This window comes from Sorangium sp. So ce145, assembly GCF_051525985.1.
GTDB lineage: Bacteria > Myxococcota_A > Polyangia > Polyangiales > Polyangiaceae > Sorangium > Sorangium cellulosum_B.
In genome coordinates this window covers 12414001-12429577 of the sequence record NZ_CP150315.1, presented here as the reverse complement: position 1 = coordinate 12429577, position 15577 = coordinate 12414001, and the positions used below count along the sequence as shown (strand labels likewise).

Annotated in this window: 14 protein-coding genes; 7 read left to right on the top strand and 7 right to left on the bottom strand. The window is 72.4% G+C overall.

What is annotated here, in order from left to right; translation table 11 throughout:
* Nucleotides 1-15 precede the first annotated feature (15 nt).
* A complete protein-coding gene (locus WMF34_RS46300; protein WP_437991821.1) occupies nt 16-372 on the bottom strand; it encodes a hypothetical protein in 357 nt (118 codons plus the stop codon).
* A gap of 422 nt (nt 373-794) precedes the next feature.
* Between WMF34_RS46300 and WMF34_RS46295 the strand changes: the two genes are divergently transcribed.
* From WMF34_RS46295 to WMF34_RS46285, 3 genes are all read left to right on the top strand, one after another.
* A complete protein-coding gene (locus WMF34_RS46295; protein WP_437991820.1) occupies nt 795-2855 on the top strand; it encodes a hypothetical protein in 2061 nt (686 codons plus the stop codon).
* A 202-nt stretch (nt 2856-3057) separates the two neighbouring features.
* Nucleotides 3058-4476 (top strand): fibronectin type III domain-containing protein, encoded by a 1419-nt coding sequence (locus WMF34_RS46290; protein ID WP_437991819.1) that lies wholly within the window; start codon nt 3058-3060, stop codon nt 4474-4476.
* 312 nt (nt 4477-4788) lie between these two features.
* On the top strand, nt 4789-5391 hold the full coding sequence (locus WMF34_RS46285) for a hypothetical protein (RefSeq protein ID WP_437991818.1): 603 nt from the start codon (nt 4789-4791) through the stop codon (nt 5389-5391).
* An 18-nt stretch (nt 5392-5409) separates the two neighbouring features.
* On the opposite strand, the gene WMF34_RS46280 is transcribed toward WMF34_RS46285, so the two are convergent.
* Genes WMF34_RS46280 through WMF34_RS46265 form a run of 4 tightly spaced genes read right to left on the bottom strand, consistent with a single transcriptional unit; the run spans nt 5410 to nt 8211 of the window.
* Nucleotides 5410-6576, bottom strand: coding sequence for an NADH-quinone oxidoreductase subunit D (locus tag WMF34_RS46280; protein ID WP_437991817.1), 1167 nt, complete (start codon nt 6574-6576; stop codon nt 5410-5412).
* On the bottom strand, nt 6573-7121 hold the full coding sequence (locus WMF34_RS46275; protein WP_012241671.1) for an NADH-quinone oxidoreductase subunit C: 549 nt from the start codon (nt 7119-7121) through the stop codon (nt 6573-6575). Before WMF34_RS46275 ends, WMF34_RS46280 begins: the two co-directional genes overlap by 4 nt.
* A gap of 32 nt (nt 7122-7153) precedes the next feature.
* A complete protein-coding gene (gene nuoB, locus WMF34_RS46270; RefSeq protein ID WP_012241670.1) occupies nt 7154-7702 on the bottom strand; it encodes an NADH-quinone oxidoreductase subunit NuoB in 549 nt (182 codons plus the stop codon).
* The gene (locus WMF34_RS46265) at nt 7699-8211 is read right to left on the bottom strand and encodes an NADH-quinone oxidoreductase subunit A (RefSeq protein WP_437991816.1); all 513 of its coding nucleotides are present in this window, start codon (nt 8209-8211) and stop codon (nt 7699-7701) included. Before WMF34_RS46265 ends, nuoB begins: the two co-directional genes overlap by 4 nt.
* Before the next feature lie 169 nt (nt 8212-8380).
* Here WMF34_RS46265 and WMF34_RS46260 point away from each other — a divergent pair, with 169 nt between their 5' ends.
* Together WMF34_RS46260 and WMF34_RS46255 are read left to right on the top strand one after the other, a co-directional pair.
* Nucleotides 8381-9205, top strand: a complete 825-nt coding sequence (locus WMF34_RS46260; RefSeq protein WP_437991815.1) for an undecaprenyl-diphosphate phosphatase — start codon at nt 8381-8383, stop codon at nt 9203-9205.
* A gap of 92 nt (nt 9206-9297) precedes the next feature.
* On the top strand, nt 9298-10440 hold the full coding sequence (locus WMF34_RS46255) for a mannose-1-phosphate guanylyltransferase (RefSeq protein WP_437991814.1): 1143 nt from the start codon (nt 9298-9300) through the stop codon (nt 10438-10440).
* Between the two features lie 5 nt (nt 10441-10445).
* Here WMF34_RS46255 and rsmI read toward each other — a convergent pair whose 3' ends face one another.
* Nucleotides 10446-11324, bottom strand: coding sequence for a 16S rRNA (cytidine(1402)-2'-O)-methyltransferase (gene rsmI / locus WMF34_RS46250; RefSeq protein WP_012241666.1), 879 nt, complete (start codon nt 11322-11324; stop codon nt 10446-10448).
* A 3-nt stretch (nt 11325-11327) separates the two neighbouring features.
* Nucleotides 11328-12659: an RNA polymerase factor sigma-32 gene (locus WMF34_RS46245; protein WP_437991813.1), complete on the bottom strand. Its 1332-nt coding sequence runs from the start codon at nt 12657-12659 to the stop codon at nt 11328-11330.
* A gap of 145 nt (nt 12660-12804) precedes the next feature.
* Here WMF34_RS46245 and WMF34_RS46240 point away from each other — a divergent pair, with 145 nt between their 5' ends.
* Entirely contained in the window at nt 12805-13476 is a 672-nt protein-coding gene (locus WMF34_RS46240) for a hypothetical protein (RefSeq protein ID WP_012241664.1), read from the top strand.
* Nucleotides 13473-15536 carry a DNA mismatch repair endonuclease MutL gene (mutL, locus tag WMF34_RS46235; protein ID WP_012241663.1) on the top strand — a complete coding sequence of 688 codons (2064 nt, stop codon included), beginning with the start codon at nt 13473-13475 and terminating at the stop codon, nt 15534-15536. Before WMF34_RS46240 ends, mutL begins: the two co-directional genes overlap by 4 nt.
* Nucleotides 15537-15577: the final 41 nt, after the last annotated feature.

Genomic DNA, 15577 nt, shown 5'->3' with positions numbered 1-15577 from the left:
GGTGCGCCTACGGGTTCACTTCGTGTCGGCGCCGAGCTCGACGCCCTTGGCGATCGCGGCCGAGACGAGGGCGTCCTGGCCCATGACGTCGAGCGCCTTGTCGTGCATGCGGATGACGCTCTCGAGCTGCCCCTCGTCGAGGCCGTCGAGCGACGAGTTCGACGAGACGCTGATCGAGCTGACCGAGGAGAAGCACCCGCTGCAACACGCGGAGCTCAGCGGGATGGCCTGAAGCGTCTCGTTGCTCTTCTCGCTGATCTTCTTGAGGGTGAGCTCGAGACGCTGCACGCCGGCCTTCGTGTCGACGACGTCGGTCGCGCCGGCGGTCGTCTGCGTCTCGATCATCGACTCGGTATTCTGGATGGTGAGCATGGCAATCTCCTTACAGACGTTGACTACGTATCGACGCGCGCGGTCGCTCGCGATGATTCGCGAACGACCGCGCGCGCCCTCTCGGATGCGCTCCGAAGAGTCCTTGAGGTCCAAGGCGGCATGCCGCCTGTGACACCCCGTGAGCGTCGGACAGCGAGCGTGCCTTCCGGCGCCGCTCCAGCCCCGAAGCTCGCGTTCCTTCAACCGTCAAGCAACGCGCATGCCGCGGGGCCCGAGCTCACGACCGCAGCCCGGGACCGGCGGAGCGCCGGCCAGGGCGCGGGCGGCATCCCCAGGATGCGGCCCTCGATGCGCAACTACGCGCGCAATTGAGCGAGGTTTCGCTCAACATGCGCACGCAGATCTCCGAGGCGCCTCGGGGACGAGGAGGGCGTATCGTTCCCGCGAGGCACCGAAGCACCATGCGTCGACACCGGATCACCCTCCCTCTCCTGCAGATCGCCCTGCTCGCGGCGTGCGTGCAGCGCCTTGACCCGGACGACGGCGCGGGGACGGACGCCGGGCCCACGTTCCCGTGCCCGCCGGGCGCGGTGGAGACCGGCGAGGGCTGCGAGCCGGCGGGCGTCCCGCCCGGGCGGTGCGGGAGCGGCTTCACGCCCGACGGTGCGCAGGGCTGCGTGCCCGTCCTGCCGGCGGAGGCGGGCCCGCCAGGTCAGATGGCCGTCCCCGGCGAGGCGGCGTGGCGGGAGGTCGCTCCGTGCGGAACGGGCCCGTGGGGCGGCGCGCCGATCGACGAGACGACCGAGTTCGTCGACGCGGCCTACGCGGGGGCGGACAGCGACGGCACGGAGGCCAGACCGTGGACGACGATCCAGGACGCGATCGACCGCGCGGCCGAGGGCGCCGTGATCGCGATCGCGGAGGGCAGCTATGTCGAAGAGCTGCTGATCTCAGGGCAGCCCGTGCGCCTCTGGGGCCGGTGCCCCGCGCGCGTCGAGATCGTCGGGCCGCCCGCGGCGATCGCCGTCCAGGTCGACAGGGGCGCGAGCGCCACGGAGATCCACGACCTCGCTGTCCGCGGGCAGGGCATGGGTCTCGGCGTGGCGAACGCGCGCGATGTCCTGGTCGAGCGGGTCTGGATCCACGACACCGGCGACATCGGCCTCCTCGCCGCGGGCCTGGAGTCCGAAACGAGCCTGACCGTGCGCGGGGCGCTCGTGGAGCACACAACGGGCGCTGGCATGGTCGTGGCGGACGCCGCCGTGAGGCTGGAGGGCACGGTCCTGCGCGATATCGATCTCGCCACCGGGGACCGGGGGCACCCGTTCTACGGCCATGCGATGGCGATGCAGGTCGAGTCGTTCGAGCGCCGCGCGAGCGTGACGGCGCGATCCGTCGTCATCGAGCGCGTCGGGGGGCTCGGGGTCCGGTTCTCCGGAGCGGACGGCGTCGTCGAGGACAGCGTCGTCCGCGACGTCGCCTGGCTCGCGGAGGACCTCCCGGGCACCGGGCTCGCGGCGACCCATATCCCGAGCTTCGATCCGGGGACCCTCACGGTCCGGGGCAGCGTCCTGGAGCGGAACCACACCGCCGCCATCGCGATGATCGGCGCGGAGGCGACCATCGAGGCGACGGTCGTGCGCGACACGGGTCTGGCGCTGACGGAGGGCGATCCGGGCCACGGCATGGGCCTCTACACCGAGCCGAGCCGCGTCGACGACCGCCCCGCCCGCGTGGCGCTGCGGCACGTCCTCGTCGAGCGGAGCCGCGAGAGGGGGGTCGTCGTCAACGGCTCCGACGTCGAGATCGACGGCCTCCTCGTGCGGGAGATCCTCCCCGGCGCGCCGGACTACGGCGCGGGGCTCGAGATCGCGCACGATCAGCGGCGCTCGAGCGCCCAGGTGCGCGGCAGCGCGGTGGAAGGCAGTTACGGGATGGGGATCGCCGTCTTCGGGGCCGACGCGACCCTGGACTCGACCGTGGTGCGCGACACGAGGCCGCTGCCGTCGAACGAGGAAGTCGGCCGGGGCGTCAATGTCCAGTCGCTGCCCGACCTCGGCGAGCGCGCGAGCGCGCACCTGCGCAACGTCCTTATCGAGTCGAGCAGGGACGGCGGCCTCTTCCTCAGCGACTCGGACGCGACCGTCGACTCGACGACGATCACGGACACCCTGGGGCGCACGCTCGACGGCGGGAACGGCTACGGCTACGGCATCATCGCCTACAACAACGAGACGGGTCAGGCGGACGCCCTCGTCCGGAACAGCGTGATCGAGCGGAGCACCGCGGCCGGCATCTACAACGTCGGCGCGACGGTGCGGCTCGCGTCGACGACCTTCACGTGCGAGCCGCTCGACCTCGTGAGGTACGTCGATGAGCGCTCCCCGGCGGTCTACGAGGATCTGGGCGGGAACGTCTGTGGCTGCGATGGCCGCACCATCGACTGCAAGGCGGAGCCGACGCGCCTCGAGCCCCCCCGCGCGCTGCCGCCGCCTCCGCCTCTGCCCGCAAGCGAGGATTGAGGCTCCGCAAAAGCGCGTTCAGGCGTGGCGCGTCGGCGCCGCAACGCTCGCTGGTCTCGAGCTTGCATGAGCAGCGACCATCGCATCGCCCAGGTTGCCGGCGGGGAGCGGGACGGTCTGCTCGCGTCGCACGAGGCGATCCTCGAAAGAAGGGGACTGTGCCATGTTCTCGAACCAGCACTTCAGCCGATCGGTTTCCATCATGTCAGCAGGGAAGGGACGGCGTGGTGCGCCCACGCTGGGATGGATGCTCGCGGCGCTGAGCCTCACGGGCACCGCGTTTGCCCTGCCCCCCTTGCCGCCGCCCGGCGAGGGCGGGCCGGTGCTCGACCCAGTCGATCCCTCGACACAACCGCCCGCGGCACCTTCCGGCGTCAGCGTCGGCACACGCACAGCGACGACGGTGGCGCTGTCCTTCCGCGATTCTTCGCCCTACGAAACGGGCTATCAACTCCAGCGGCGCGGCGGGGGCTCGACCAGCTGGGTAACGCGGCGCAGCTTTGGCGCCTTGAGCTCGGGCGCGACAGCCAGCTTCACCGATTCGGGCCTCACCCCGGATACGTCCTATTGCTATCGTGTGCGCGCGTACAACCAGTACGGCCAGCGCTTCTCGCCGGAGCGCTGCGTGTTCTCGCGCGACAGCCGGGGGTTTCGAGTCTGGCGCGCGCAGCTCGAGGTGCGCGTGGCCGATCGCAGCGACGCCAACACGGATGACGCGGTGTTCGCGCGCCTGAACGGTGGCGCCGTGCCGTCCGGCAACATCACGTACATGGACTACGGGCGTGACGACTTCGAGCGCGGCAGCACGTTCACGTACGACCTGAACCTCGACTCCATCGACGACATCGGGGACATCACGCAGATCACCCTGTCCAAGGAGGGCGATGACGCTCTCTGCGTGCAGGGCTTCTCGCTCCTGGTGAACGGCATGGAGGTCTTCGATCGCGACTTCGGGTCTGCCTCCAGCTGCCACTGGCTCGACACCGACGGCGGCCATTCCCCGACGCTCACCGTCAGCCATGCGGAGCTGCGCGCCCACCCGGCCTGGGCGGGCTACAATCACACCGCCGCCCAGTTTCTGCTGGCGTTCGGCATCCCCAACGAGGAGCTGGTGAGCCGGGTCGAGGCGCTGGTCGGTGACTCGCTGCACGGGGAGGACCTGTACTGGGGCAACCTGTACGGCCCTGCGGTGGAGATCACCCGCGGCTGCCCGGCGAGCGAAGCCGAGTGCACGACGGCCCACGTCGACCTCGATCTGGCCTACAGCACATGGCTGCCCGACCCCGAGGTGGACGTCGATTTCGATCTGGATTTCGTGTGCGCTGACGGCGCGCTCAGCATCGTCACGAGCAACCTCGAGGTCGATGCGGACTCCGATTGGTACTATGAGGTCCTGGGTCTCGGTCTGCTCGAGATATTGGACTACAAGGTTCGGCGCGGCGTGGAGGCAGCCTGGGAGGAGATCTCGCAGACGCTCGACGTCGGCGCGGAGTGCCGCGTCAACGTGACACCCGAGGGCGGCCTCTCGATCGAGGCCGTGCCGAAGTCGAGCGGGCCCCGCGTGCGACCGGGGCTCGGGGTCTTCAAGGGCGCCGTCGATTCACCGGTCGCGCGCCCCTGATCAAGCTCGCGCGGAATGCCACGCCCGAAGAGAGCTGGCCTACTTCATCACCTCGGGCGCGCGGGATGACGGACGCCGAGACGCGCTGCCGGGAGAGCGCCTCGGCGGCGCGCGGCGATCGTCACGCCGGATGGCGCTGTCTTTTTTTTCTGACGAGGAAGGAAAAATCGATCGTGGATGTAGTATGTTCACGCGCCGCGCGCCTGCCCGGTCGACGATTCAGCCCGCTCGCTTCCTTCTACGGAGCCGTCATCGAGCGCCGCGCGGACTCTCAGGTGAACATTCTCGATGATGGAGCGCTCAATGACACGGATGAAGCTTCTTGGAATGCTGATGGTCGGGCTCGCGCTCGTTGCGTGCGGCGATGATGGCGAGGGGAGCAATCCTTCCGGCACCAGCAGCACCAGCGGCACCGGCGGCACGGACGGCACCGGCGGCACCGGCGGCAACGGCGGCACGGACGGCACCGGCGGCAACGGCGGCGACGGGGGCACGGACGGCACCGGCGGCGATCTCGGGGGCGACCTCGATGACAAGCAGCTCGGCGACCTGACGGACGAGGAATCGCAGGCGGTGTGCGACGAGATCGCCGCGTCGGCCAGCGACATCTCGAAGGAGGACGCGTGCGAGTTCGCGGGCTTGGTCGCAGCCGCGCTCGGCGGCGCCGACTGCGCTACCGCCAAGGAAGAGTGCATGAACGACCCCGAGGAGCCTTCGGAAGAGGGGATGTGCCCCACGGACCAGTTCGCGGGGTGTACCGCCACGGTCGCCGAGTACAAGGCGTGCACGGGCGCTCAGATCGAGTTCATCACGTCGCTCACGTGTGAATCGACCCTCGACCCCTCCGCGGAGCCGCCTCCGGAGTGCCAGGCCCTCAGCGAGAAGTGCCCGGAGCTCGGCGGCGAGGAGCCCTGACGCTCCCCCGCCGCCCGCTCACCTGTCGATCTCGGGCGCCACGACGTCGAAGCTCGCGATGAGCGCCACGAGGTCGGCCAGGAACAGCCCGGGGCTCTTGGCCTCGATCATCGCCATCGCGGTGAAGCTCCCTGTCCGGAAGCGCGCCCGGTACGCCTCCTCCGCGCCACGCCCGATGACGTAACAGCCCATGTCGCCGCGGGCGCTCTCGATGCGAGCGTACGCCTCCCCGTCGGGCCGCATCTTCTTCGGAAGCTTGCCCAGGATGTCGTCCTCCGGGTGCTCGTCGATCTTGTCGAGCGCCTGGCGGAGGATCTTCGCCGACTCGCGGCACTCCTCGACACGGATGTAGAACCGGTCCCAGCAGTCTCCCACCGTCCCGTAGCGCCCTCGGCCCACGGGCACGTCGAACTCGAGCTCGGGGTAGACCGAATAGGCGTCCTCCTTGCGGAGATCCCATTTCACCCCGGACCCGCGCAGGTTGGGGCCGACGAGCCCCCAGTCCTTCGCCTCCTCGGCCGTGACCACGGCGACGTTGGCGAGGCGCTTGATGAAGATGTCGTTCAGGCTGATGAGCCGGTCGAACTCGACCATGATCGGCTCGAAGCGGTCGAGCCAATGCTTCACCTTGTCGGCCCACCCCTTCGGCATGTCGAACGACACGCCGCCGATGCGGTGGTAATTGAAGGTGAGCCGCGCGCCGCACAGCTCCTCGATGAAGTCGTTGATGTACTCCCGCTCTCGCAGCGCCCACGGGAAGGGCGTGACCGCGCCGACGTCCATCGCCATCGCGCCGAGCGCGATCATGTGGCTCCCGATCCGGTTGAGCTCGCAGGAGATGACGCGGAGGTACTGCGCCCGCTTCGGCACCTCGATGCCCATCAGCTTCTCGCAGGCGCTCGCCCAGGCCTCGTTGGCGAACATCGCGGCGATGTAGTCGACGCGATCCGTGTACGGCATGAAGCCGCTGTACGTGCAGCGCTCGCCGATCTTCTCGATGCTCCGGTGCAGGTAGCCGACGTCCGGCACCGCCTTCCGGATGATCTCGCCGTCCGTCGAGATGACGAAGCGGAGCACGCCGTGGGTCGACGGGTGATGAGGCCCCATGTTGAGGGTCATCTCGTCGTCCATCTCGGCGCCCGGCTCCGCGCCCCCGCGGTCGACGCTGAAGATGACCTGGCTCATGACGCCTCCGCGTCCTTCTTCGGGAGCTTGATCTTGAAGAGCTCGACGGGGTTCGGCCGCTGCGTCGGGATGCCGCGGTACTCGGCCTTTTCCTGCCAGTCCTTGCGCAGGGGGTGCCCCTCCCAGTCGTCGGGCAGGAGCAGGCGGCGGAGGTCGGGGTGCCCCTCGAAGCGCACGCCGAGCAGGTCGAAGCACTCCCGCTCCTGCCAGTTCGCCGCCGACCAGACGTCGACGAGCGTCGACACCGCCGGGCTCTCCCGGTCGAGGAACACCTTCAGGACGACCCGGTGCTTCTTCGCGTACGAGTAGATGTGATAGACGACGACGATCTTCTTGAGATCGGGATAGTCGACCCCGGTGATGCACTCCAGGTAATCGAAATCGAGCTCCGGCGCCTCGCGCAGGAGCCGGCACACGGGCTCGATCTTCGCGGGCGCCACCTGGAGCCAGGCGTCGCGATCTTTCGCGGACACGGGGTGGAAGTCGAAGACCGCGTCTTCGCCGAGCTTCGCCTGGAGCGCCTGGAAGATAGCTTCGGGTGACATGGGAGATCCGGGAGGTGTCGAGGGGAGAGAGCTCAGCCGCCCGTCGCGCCGCGGCGGCCAAGGGCCCGCTCGCTCTTGATCTTCTCCTGGATCTTGAGGAGCCCTTCGAGCAGCGCCTCGGGGCGCGGGGGGCAGCCGGGCACGTAGACGTCGACCGGGATGATCTGATCCACGCCCTTGCAGACCGAGTAGGCGTACTGGAAGAGGCCCCCGCAGTTCGAGCAGCTGCCCATCGAGATGACGAAGCGCGGCTCCGACATCTGGTCATAGAGGCGCTTCACGCGGGTCGCCATCTTGTAGGTCAGCGTCCCCGCGATGATGAACAGATCGCTCGACCGGGGGCTCGGCCGCGGCGCGGCCCCGAAGCGCTCGAGATCGCCGCGGGGGCCGCCGGTCTGCATGAGCTCGATGGCGCAGCAGGCCAGGCCGAAGAGCATGTACCAGACGCTGTTCGAGCGGCCCCAGTTGAGCAGCCAGTTGACGGTCTGATCGACGCTCGTCGTGATGACGCCGCCGCCGTCGCTCTCGTACTTCGCTTCCCACCCGCGGGGCGGGGCCATCAGGTTCAGGTTCGATGTCATGACTCCGCACCTCCCTCGGCGGCCGCCGCCTGACCCGGGAGGCCCGCCGGCGCGCCTTCGCCCGCGCCCGCGAGCCGCGCGCGCGGTCGAGCCCGGCTGCTCACGTTCTGAGCCCCGCGCGGATCCCCCTTGATGGAGCGGATCCAGTTGAAATCGCCCTTCACCCAGACATAGGCGAAGCCGAGCATCAGGATGGCCACGAAGAGGAAGATCTCGATCAGCGCGAAGAGCCCGCTGCCCTGGTCCACCCAGCGCTTGAACACCGCCGCGACCGGGTAGATGAACGCTATCTCGACGTCGAAGATGATGTAGACGAGCGCGATGATGTAAAAACGCGGGTTGAAGTTGAACCACGCGGGCCCGACAGGCGCTTCGCCGCACTCGTACGTCTCGACCTTCTCGGCGTACATGTTGTTGGGGCGCAGCAGCCTCCCGAACAGCAGAGAGCCGAGCATGAAGCCGATCGCCACCAGAAAGAACGCGGCAACGCTGGCGTAGGCCATCAACATCGGGCGGAACCTCGCTCGGCTCGCCCCCCTCGTTTCAGGCGAGAGGGGTCGGATCCAGGGGTGGTTATGTAGGTGAAAAGCTGAACCGCGGCAAGCCAGCAGACCCTGGCCTCGCCGGGGCTGCTGCTCGGGATCGACAGGACGCGCGGGGCTGGGATATCGCTCGAGCGTGGGTCTCGTTGACGTGACGGTGCTCGCGGCCGTGCAGGGGGCGGCGCAGGCGCTGCCCATCTCGGCGACCGGGCATGACGCGGCGGCCCGGCTCTGGCTCCGGGCGGCCGACGGCGACGCCTGGGTCCTCGCCGCGCAGGCGCTCGCGGCGGCGGCGGCGCTCGCGCTCGCCGTGCGGCAGCGGCTCCTCCGCGCGCTCGGCGAGGGCGCCCGGGCGCTCGCGAGGCCGTCGCTCTTCAGTTCGTCGCCGCCGGCGCGCGACGCGGCGGGGCTCGCGCTGGGCGCCGCCGTGAGCCTGATCGTCGCGGCGGCGCTCCGTCCGTACGTCGCGCCGTGGCGGGACGCGCCGCTCGCGGTGGGGCTCGGCCTGCTCGCCACCGGCGCGGCGCTCGCGAGCACTGCGCTCGCGCCGCGGCGGGACGGCCGCGACGAGACCGACGCGCCGTCGATCGCCGGGGCGCTCGCGGCCGGCGCGGCGCACGGGGTCGCGGCGCTGCCTGGCGCGTCGCGGGTCGGGGCGGCGCTCGTCGTGCTGCTCTGGCTCGGCGTCCGGCCCGCGCGCGCCGTCGAGCTCGCGCTCGCGCTGAGCCTCCCCGCGCTGCTCGTCTCGGGGCTCGCCGAGGCGCGCGCTTTCCACGGCCCGGCGCCAGGTGCGGGCGCCGTGGCGCTCGGCCTCCTCGCCGCCTTCGTGAGCGCCGCCGCGGCGGCCTCCGCGCTCCGCGCCCTCGCCGAGCGGCGGCGCGTCGGCGCGCTCTCGCTGTGGGTCGTCCCCCTCGGCCTCGCGATGGTGGCCTACGCGCGCGCGCTGCCCGGCCTCGCCTGAGCGCCCCTCGGCGGCCGCACCGCAACCGTGCGACCCTCTTCAACGTCCCGATCGCACGTCCAGACCGCACGCCCAACCGCGGAGAAGCGCCGATGACCCCGACCGACCCCTCCATCCATGTCCTGATCCTCGCCGGCGGCGCGGGCACCCGCTTCTGGCCGGCGTCGCGCGCCGCGCGCCCGAAGCAGCTCCTGCCGCTGCTCGGCGGCGAGCCGCTCCTCGCCGCGACGGCGCGCCGCGCGCTCCCGCTGTGCGCCCGCGGCGGGCGCGCGGGCTGGGAGCGCGTCTGGATCGCGACCGGCCAGCACCTGGTCGCGCCCACCCGCGCGGCGCTGCCCGAGGTGTCCGAGCGGCGCCTGCTGGTCGAGCCGGCGCCGCGCAACACGGCGCCGTGCATCGGCTGGGCGGCCGCCACCATCGCGCGCGACGACCCCGAGGCGGTCGTCGTCGTGCTCCCGAGCGACCACCACATCGCCGACGTGCCGCGCTTCGTCGAGGCGCTGGGGGCCGCCGTCGCCTCGGCCCAGGGCGGCGCGATCACGACGATCGGCGTCCGCCCGACGCACCCGGAGACGGGCTTCGGCTACATCGAGGTGGAGGAGGCCGCCGGGGCGGAGGGCGCGGCGCCCGCGCAGCCCCGCCGCGTGCGGCGCTTCGTCGAGAAGCCGAGCCACGAGCGCGCCGCGGAGTTCGTGGCGAGCGGCCGCTTCCTCTGGAACGCGGGGATGTTCATCTTCCGCGCGGGCGACATGCTGGCCGCGATCCGCGCCCACCTGCCGGCGCTCGCCGCGGGGCTCGACGAGATCGACCGCGCCGCCGCGCTCGGCCCGGGCGCCGAGGCGGAGACCGTCCTGCGGGTGTTCCCGGGCCTCCCGGCCGTCAGCATCGACCACGGCGTGATGGAGCACGTCGCCGGGCTCGCCGTGGTGCCCGGCGACTTCGGCTGGAGCGACGTGGGCAGCTGGCAGAGCGCCTGGGAGCTCGCCGACAAGGACGAGCGAGGCAACAGCGCGCCCGCGGGGTCGGTGCTGATCGACGCGCACGGCAACCACGTGGTCGATCTGCGCGCGCGCGCCGCGCCCGACGATCGCCGGGTGATCGCGCTCGTCGGCGTGGAGGGCCTCGTGGTGGTCGAGACCGACGACGCGCTGCTCATCGTGCCGCGCGATCGCGCCCAGGAGGTCAAGCACGCGGTCGACGCCCTGAAGGCGCGAGGGCAGGGCCGGCACACGTGAGCGCTCTACCGGTTCGGCTCTCCCCGCCGCGCCACCGCCCGCGCGTAGATCTCGCGCCGCGGTAGCCCGAGCTCCACCGACAGCTCCTCGGCGATGTGCTTGGCCCGCCTCCCCTGGGCGAGCTCCCGATCGATGCGCGCGTCGAGCTCCTCGTCGCTCGGGCGCGCGCCCTCCGCCGCCGGCGCCGCGGGCGCGAGCACGAGCGTGATCTCCCCGAGCCACTCCCGCTCGATCGCCGCGAGCTCCTCCACGCTGCCGCTCAGGATCTCCTCGTGCACCTTCGTCAGCTCGCGCGCAACGACGGCGCGCCGCCCGGGCATCCGCTCGGCGAGCTCGGCGAGCGTCTCGCGGAAGCGCCTCGGCGACTCGAACAGCACCACCGCCTCCGGCGTCGACGTGACGAGGGCCAGCGCCTCGCGCCGCTCGCGCCCGCCGCGGGGCAGGAACCCGACGAAGCGGAAGCCCCCCGTCACGAGCCCCGACGCGCTCACCGCCACCATGACCGCGCTCGGCCCGGGGATCGCCACGACGCGCGCCCCCGCCTCCGTGGCCGCGCGCACGAGCGCCGTCCCCGGATCGCTCACGACCGGCGTGCCGGCGTCGGTCATGAAGGCGATCGACTCGCCCGCCGCGAGCCGCGCGGCCGCGCGCGCCGCGTCCGCCTCCGAGGCGTGCGCGTCGAACCGGTCGACCGGCTTGCCCGAGACGCCGAGGTGGCCGAGGAGCGCCCGGGCCCGCCGCGTGTCCTCCGCGAGGATCCGGTCCGCCCCGCGCAGCGTCTCGACCGCGCGCAGCGTGATGTCGCCGAGGTTGCCGATCGGCGTCGCCACCACGTAGAGGCACCCGCGGTCGCTCGACCCGCCCTGCTCGCCGCCGCTCGACACGGCCTAGTCCATCTCGACGGCGTCGCCGAGCTCCTCCTGGAGGTACGTCCGCAGCTTGGACTGGAGCCGCGCCTCGAGCTGGCGCACGCGCTCGCGCGAGATGCCGAACTCGTTGCCGAGCTCCTGGAGCGTGAGCGGGTCCTCCGCGGCCATGCGCTTGTCGAAGATGATCACGTCCTTGCCCTTCAGCGTCTCGCGGAACTTCGAGAGCCGATCGTGGACGAGCATGCCCATCTCGCTCGCCTCGAACGCGGTGTCCGGGCTGGCCCCCGACGACACGAGCAGCTCGACGCGCGGGATCGTCCGGCCCTCGAGATCGCCGACCGGGGCGTCGAGCGAGGCCTCGCCGCTCGCGAGGCGGCGGTCCATGTCGACGACCTCCTTCTCCTCGACCGACAGGCGCTTCGCGATCTCCGCCGCCGTGGGCTCGATGCCCATCGCCGAGAGCTTCGCCTTCTCCTTGTTGAGGTTGAAGAAGAGCTTCCGCTGCGCCTGCGTCGTGCCGAGCTTCACGAGGCGCCAGTTGTTGAGGATGAAGCGGAGGATGTACGCGCGGATCCACCAGGCCGCGTAGGAGGAGAGCTTCACGCCGCGGTACGGGTCGTAGCGCTTCACGGCCTGCATCAGGCCGATGTTCCCCTCCTGGATGAGGTCCATGATGTTCTTGTAGGCGCGCCGGTACTCGTACGCGAGCTTGACCACGAGCCGCAGGTTCGCCGTCACGAGCCGCGCGGCGGTCGCGACGTCCTGCGTCTTCGTGTACTTGATCGTCAGCTCCTTCTCCTCGTCCGGCGTGAGCAGCGCGTGGCGCTGCACCTCGCGCAGGTAAGCCTGCAGCGGGTCCGTGCGCGACAGCGCGACGTCGCCGCTGCCGCGGCCCTCGCCGCCGCTGGCCCGCGCGGACCGCGGGAGCTCGATGTCGTTCAGATCGACGCCCGCGTCGTCGATCACCTCGCCGACGACCTCCACGACGTCCCCCTCGTCGACGTCGCCCGTCCTCGCGGCGCCGCTCTCGGGCGCGCCGTCCGCCTCGTCGTCCTCGCGCGGGCCCTCGTCGTCGCTCTCCGCGGGCTGCGCTTCGCCGCCGCGCGCGCGCCCGCCGTCCTTGCTCGCCGCGGGCTGCGCTTCGCCGCCGCGCGCGCGCCCGCCTTCCTTCGCGGTGGAGCGCGCGCGGCGCTTCGCGGCGGGCCGGGGGGCCGCGTCCGAGTCGGGCCGGAGGTCCGCGCCTTCACCCTCCGCTCCGGCCTGGGGCCCCGCCTTCGCCACCCCGTCGGGCTGGGGCGCTCCGGTCCCCTTCGTTCGCTTCGCTCGCGGCTCGCTCTTGCTCTTCGCCACCCGGACCTCGTCCTCGAAGTTCTAGTACAGCCCCGCCGCACCGCGCCACCTGTGCCGGCGCGCAGGCGCGCGGGCGCTTCGCGATCCGGAGGCTACCCGCTCCGCGATCCGCGGGTAAGGAAGAGAGCGCGCGAGATCGGAGAACGTGCTACACGCCAGCCTCCTCCACGTGGACTCGCACCGCCCTCCGCGCCCGCGCTCGCTGCGCCCCTGGTACCTGGTGGCCACCATGCTGCTCACCTGGCTCATCGGCGTGCGCGGCTTCATGGCCGGGTGCGGGACGGCCATGTACCTGCGCGCCGGCATGGCCCCCGACGTCATGGCCGTGGCCGAGCAAGCGCGCGACCAGGGGGATCCGTTCCAGTTCACGTTCCTCGTGCTCGAGGCCGCGCAGGCGCGCGCGCTGAGCCTGTACCAGGACGTCTCCTTCCCCCTCAGCATCGGGAAGCTGCTCCTCGGCGGGCTGCTCGTCGTCGCGAGCGGGCTGGCGCTCGGCGGGCGGCCCGGCACGCGCGGCTTCGTCCTCCAGGTCCTCGTCGCCAACCTGGCCTTCGCCGCGGTCGAGTACGCGCTCACGCGGGGCGTCCGCGGCGCCTGGATCGACATGGTGGCGCAGGCGGGGGCGCTCCTCCCGCCGGACATCCCCGAGCGCGCGGGCCTCACGAACACCGGGCTCTGGTGGACCGCCGAGCGGGTGCGCTTCGTGATCTTCGAGCTGGCCATCCTCGGCTCCGCCGCCGTGGCGCTGACGCGGGAGCGCACCAAGATGTACTTCCAGGCCGTCGCCCGGGCGGTCGACCCCGGCGACGAGCCATGAGCACCGCGGAGAGGATCGCCGGCGCGGATCCTCGATCGACGCTCACGCAGGCGCAGGTCGAAGAGCGGCGGGTCGCCATCCTCCCGGACGACCTCGCCAACCAGATCGCGGCGGGCGAGGTGGTCGAGCGGCCGGCGAGCGTCGTGAAGGAGCTCGTCGAGAACGCGCTCGACGCGGGCGCGCGCCGCATCCGCATCGACATCGAGGGGGGCGGCGTCGGCCTGGTGCGCGTCGCGGACGACGGGCGCGGGATGAGCCGCGAGGACGCCTCGCTCGCGGTGCTCCGCCACGCCACGAGCAAGATCGCCCGGCTCGACGACCTCCGCAGCATCCAGAGCTTCGGCTTCCGCGGCGAGGCGCTCCCGAGCATCGCCTCGGTGAGCCGCTTCTCGCTGCGGACGCGGCGCGACGGCGAGTCCGAGGGGACGGAGATCCGGATCGAGGGCGGCGGCGCGGCGCAGGTCATCCCCTGCGGGTGCGCCGCCGGCACCGTGGTCGAGGTGCGCGATCTCTTCTTCAACGTCCCCGCGCGGCGCAAGTTCCTGCGCGCCGTCGGCACGGAGTCGGCGCACGTGTCCGAGATCGCGCAGGCGGTCGCGCTCGGCGAGCCGGGCGTGACGCTCGTCCTCTCGCGCGACGGGCGCGTGGCGCGGGAGTGGCTGCGCACTTCGAGCCGCGCGGAGCGGGCGCGCGCGATGCTCGCGGGCGAGGAGCTCGCGACGTGCGCGGGCCAGCGGGGGCCGCTCACGGTCGAGGCGTTCGTGTCGCGGCCCGAGCGCGCCCGCTCGGGCGCCAGCTGGCTGTGGATGTTCGTGAACGGCCGGCACGTGCGCGACCGCTCGCTGGCGCGCTCGATCGCGCTCGCCTACGGCAGCGTCCTCGAGCCGGGCCGGTACCCGATCGGCGCGGTGTTCATCGATCTGCCTGCCGAGCTCGTGGACGTGAACGTCCACCCCCAGAAGGCCGAGGTCCGCTTCGCCGACGGCCGCGCCGTCGCCGACGCGCTTTACAAGATCGTCGCCGCGCAGGTGGCCGCGGCGTTCGGCCTGCCCGCGCCGGCCCCCGGCGGCTTCCAGGGCCGCAAGGGCAAGCTCTTCGAGGACGCGGCGTCCCCGCCCGGAGACGCGTGGGTCTGGTCGAGCGGCCCCGCGGCGGAGGCGCCCGCGGCAGGTCCATCGGCGCCCGCCGCGGGCGCATCGGGCGAGCGGCAGGGGCCGCCGGCCGATCCGTGGGGCCTCGGCGGCGACCTCGGCGGCGTCCCGCCGGCGCGCGCGAACGCCGCACAGGCCGCGCCGGCCGGGCCGGAAGCGCAGGCGCAGCTCGGGGCGTGGGCCGACATCGCGGCGCTCGATCTATCGGCGCGCGGCGGGCTGCCGGCGCGCGGCGGGCCGGGCGAGCCGCCGGCGCCCGCGCCGGGGTCGCCGCCCGTCCCCTACCCGACTGCCAGCGGGCCGGTGCTCGCCGCGGCCGAGCGCGTGGTCGCCTGGCGGTCGCTGCGCTTCCTCGCCCAGGTGCGCAACACCTTCTTCGTGTGCGAGGGGCCGGACGGCATCTACTTCCTCGATCAGCACGCGGCGGCGGAGCGCGTGACGTTCCACCGCCTGCGCGCGTCGTTCGACGGGCGCGACGTCGCCACGCAGAAGCTGCTCTTCCCGGTGATCGTCCAGGCCGCCCCCGCGGAGGTGTCGCTCGTCGAGGAGGCGCAGGAGGCGATCACCCGGCTCGGGCTCGACGTGCGCCCGGCGGGCGCGGCGCAGCTCGCGGTGCACGCGGTGCCGACGCTGCTCCGCCGCGCGGCGCCCGAGCGCCTCGTGCGCGACCTCGTGGACGAGCTCAGCCACTCGGGCGAGCGCGCCTTCTCGGGCGCGGTCGACCTCGCGCTCGCGACGATGGCCTGCCACGGCTCGCTGCGCGCGGGCGACCCGGTGGCGCCGGAGGAGGCGCGGGCGCTGCTCACGGCGCTCGACGAGGTCGACTTCGCCGGCCACTGCCCGCACGGCCGGCCCATCGTGATGCGCGTCGGCTGGCCGGAGCTGGAGCACCGCGTGGGGAGGCGGTGAGCGAGGCGGCGATCGAGCTCGCCCCGGACGCAGGCGCGGCC